The 3885-nt window shown below is 36.5% G+C and carries 3 protein-coding genes and 1 pseudogene; 2 read left to right on the plus strand and 2 right to left on the minus strand.

What is annotated here, in order from left to right; genetic code table 11:
* On the plus strand, nt 1-226 hold a 226-nt coding region (locus V7K41_RS00705), incomplete at its 5' end, for a hypothetical protein (RefSeq protein WP_334845251.1).
* A gap of 135 nt (nt 227-361) precedes the next feature.
* Nucleotides 362-883 (plus strand): annotated as a pseudogene (locus V7K41_RS00710) (AbiJ-NTD4 domain-containing protein); the annotation flags it as partial.
* 203 nt (nt 884-1086) lie between these two features.
* Here the strand turns inward: V7K41_RS00710 and V7K41_RS00715 are convergent.
* On the minus strand, nt 1087-2187 hold the full coding sequence (locus tag V7K41_RS00715) for an AI-2E family transporter (protein ID WP_334845252.1): 1101 nt from the start codon (nt 2185-2187) through the stop codon (nt 1087-1089).
* A gap of 151 nt (nt 2188-2338) precedes the next feature.
* Entirely contained in the window at nt 2339-3772 is a 1434-nt protein-coding gene (locus V7K41_RS00720) for a bifunctional orotidine-5'-phosphate decarboxylase/orotate phosphoribosyltransferase (RefSeq protein ID WP_334845253.1), read from the minus strand.
* Nucleotides 3773-3885: the final 113 nt, after the last annotated feature.

Below are 3885 nucleotides of genomic sequence, written 5' to 3' on the forward strand. Positions count from 1 at the left end.
ATTAAGTACAAATTTCTTTTTACAATACTCAAAATTCGTGGAAATAGGCTTTTTAACACATATAGATATTTTTATTAAATTTCTTTGGGATAAATATTTTAAGTATCCTTTGGATCAATACAGTTCAGTTAAGCATTTTTTCTCTTCTCTCTGTTTCGCACCAGTTGCTTCAAGTCGGGGAACCCGCCCAACGCACTGGCTTCTCTGCGCCTCTGCGGTTCGTTAAAAAAGTTGACTTTGATAAAGAGTTTTAGCCTTAACTGAACCGTATTTTCCTTTGGATAACTTACCTACAAGACCAAGAGAATCTGTAAACTGGTTATTAAAATATTTTCAAAATTGCCAATGATATGAAGTTTACGACTTTCTTGAGATTACAATCAACTATTTCCAATCTCCGAAACTTGTAGAAGATATAAACTTTGTATTAGAAAGAGAACTGGCAGGTTATAGATTTGTCGGAGGTGTATTCACAGATATCACTAATGAGCAAGAAATTGAAATGCTTGAGCAAGCAGTAGATGATAAAAACTTTCCTGCTGTATCCACCCATTTGAAGCGCTCCCTTGTTTTAATGAGCAACAAGGAAAATCCTGACTACAGAAACTCTATAAAAGAATCTATTTCCGCAGTTGAAAGTCTTGCAAAAGCTATTACTGGAAAACCAAAGGCAACTTTAGCAGATGCTCTGAAGGTTCTGGAAGTTTCTCACAATTTACATCCCGCTTTAAAAAATTCATTCTTAATTCTGTATGGATATACAAGTGATGAGGGAGGTATCAGACATGCTATGTTGACTGAGCCTGATCTAACTATTGCTGATGCAAAGTTCTTTTTATTTTCATGTACGTCTTTCATAAATTACCTAAAATCGAAGATTTAGAGTGCGATCGCTTTTTAATTAGATTTGAGAGATAAGGAGCGATCGCCTCTGGCTGTCTACGCGATTGTCTTCGATACATTCAGCGATCGCAAGCAACAACAAAGATAGCGATCGCTTGCCATAAAACCTAAAATACTAGTGAATATGTTGTTGACTTGAGTGAATACGACCTAAATGACACCGTTGCAACTTTTATCTACAACTCATTGTGATATTGATTCTTCTACCAACAATTCTGATGCTGCTTCAGCCTCACCCACGTTATCAGAATTAACAGATTTAGAAAAACCATCTGCTACATCTTTGAGAAAACCAGCTACAGGTACTGCAACTAGTAAACCCAAGACTCCGCCAACATTGGTTCCTACAAGCAAGGCAATTAATACCCATATTGGTCTAATACCAGTAAACTTACCTAATAAACGGGGTGCGATCGCCTGATCGATTAACTGATCGATGACAACAGCTACCGCAAAAACCTTAGCTGCTAGCCAAAAGTCATGTGACGCTATTATTAAAGTTATTAAAACCAGACTGACGACATCACCAAAGGGAATTAAGCTCAAAAGCCCAACTCCCAAACCAAAGAGTAAACCAAACTGGACTTGGAAACCTAAAAACAATAATGTTATTGAAATACCCATCAGCAAAGCCAAACTTCCCTGACCAATTAAGTAATTTTGGAAGTTTTGCTGAATAGACTGGCTTACCTGCTGGGCAATATTTCCAGGTAACTTCTTAAATATCGCTGACCAAATTATTGGGCCATCTAACAACAAGTAAAAAGTTAGCACTACTGTAATTAATGCTTCAGAAATACTATCAATTGTGTCTATGATAATACTTAAAAGTTTATCTGAAACAAACTCTAATTCATTAGGTAATTGTTCAGTAACTTGTGCTAATATCTGACTTAGATTCACATTTAATTTATGTTTAAAAAACCAATCATTGACGATCTGAAGTTTTTCTTCGCTAGAATCAATCCATTGGGGAAAGACTTTAACCATCTCATTAAATTGCTCTAAAACAATGGGCACTAAAGTGATACCTAGAGCCACAACAATTACCAATGCTAATATAAAAACTAATGCTACTGCATAGCTGCGTTTAACTCTCCGCTGTTGGAGAATCGAAACAGGATAGTTTAAAATGAATGCAAGCAACGTAGCCAATACAAGAATTGTTACGACAGGTTGAAAGTTTTTAACCAGCAAAAATGCTAGCCAACCATTGAGAAATACTAGAGGAAATAACAGCGTAAAAATTAACCATCTAAGTAATTGATTCAGTGGAAAATTCATAATTAATTTCAAAGCGAAAATTATTCTATTTACTAGATTTAACCGAATAATCAAATCTGCTCAAGAGGAAGTAGACAATAAAAATCTTCTCCTAGTAGAGACGAGATTAGTCACGTCTCTCCCAATTCTCCATTCCCTTTTGTTCCAATTACTAACTTTCAGCGAAAGCTAAAAATTGCTCCTCATTTATTCGCCCTGCTTGATAGAGAGTATTAGTAATTTCCGAAATAGTTAAAACTGCATGACTACGATAACCATTTTGCTGTAACCTATCTTTCACCCCTTGTTCATGGTCTATAAATACCACAATATCATTAACATTTAATCCTGCTGATTCCAACTTTCCTGCCCCTTCCATAACACTTTTGCCGCTAATGAGAATATCGTCAACCACTACAACTGTTTCACCAGTATGAAAGTTACCCTCAATTACTCTTCTAGTACCGTGTGCTTTCACCTCTTTACGCGGGAAAATCATCGGACAATGAAGGCGCAAAGCTAAACCAGTTGCAGTAGGTAATGAACCATAGGGAATACCTGCTAATCTATCAAAATTCAGGTTCTTCAAAATATCCTCATAAGCTGTGAGAACTTGATTAAAAACTTGGGGATTGGAAATAATTTTGCGTAAGTCGATGTAATAAGGAAATATAGCTCCTGATGCTTGTACAAAGCTACCAAACATAATGCAGTCAAGATCGTAAAGTTGTAAAATCAAATCTTGGTGGGGGTGCTGATTTAGAAAACAAACATCAGGAAACCACACAGAACAAGTAGAATTTTCGTGAATAATTTCAGTTTTGATTTGATTAATTTCTGTACGTAGAGACTGGACTTCCTCTGATAATTGTGTATTTCCCAACATATCTTGAGGAACAGGAATCAGTAAACCATCACCATTACTATTCAAGCCAGCTTCTAAAATTTGCTTCAAGTTTTGACCCTCCGCCCAGATGCTACGCGCCATAATAATTCGTTCAGGTGCAACTGCTCGAATAAGTGCTAAAATTTCAGGATTTGTAGTTCCCACTTCCAAACCCAATTGTTCTTGAGTTCCCCAGGTTTTTGATTCTTTTACCACTTGTAAATAAACGGGTGATTCGTTTGTAGGATATTGCTGTAAAGCTTCTGCACCTGGATTAGAAGTACAGCATAAAATAAACACAGCTTTATCAGGATAGACCAAAAAAGGTGCTACATGATCTTGTCCTGTATAAGGACTGAGAGTAATTGCATCCACTTCCCATTGTGTAAACACAGTTCGGGCAAAAATGGTACTAGTATTTAAGTCACTGTGTTTAGCATCTAAAATTACTGGAATATGGGCTGGAATAGCTGCTAAAGTTTTGTACAGTAATTCTAAACCGGGAATACCTAATGCTTCGTAGAAGCCAAGTGTCGGTTTATAAGCACAAACGAAATCAGAAGTTTCAGCAATAATGAATTGCAACCACTTTTCCAAACCAGCGATCAGTTCTTCAGATTCATAACGCCCAGGCATCATCTCTGGATTTGGATCGAGTCCTACAAATAGTAAGCTTTGATTCTGCAAAATATTCCGATTCAATTTATCAAAAAAGTTCATTTTTTTAGTTTCAAAAAGAGTCATTGGTCATTGGTCATTGGTCATTGGTCATTGGTCATTGGTCATTGGTCATTGGTCATTGGTCATTGGTCATTGGTCATTGGTCATTGGTC

It is taken from the genome of Nostoc sp. (assembly GCF_036917415.1).
Classification (GTDB): Bacteria; Cyanobacteriota; Cyanobacteriia; order Cyanobacteriales; family Nostocaceae; genus Nostoc.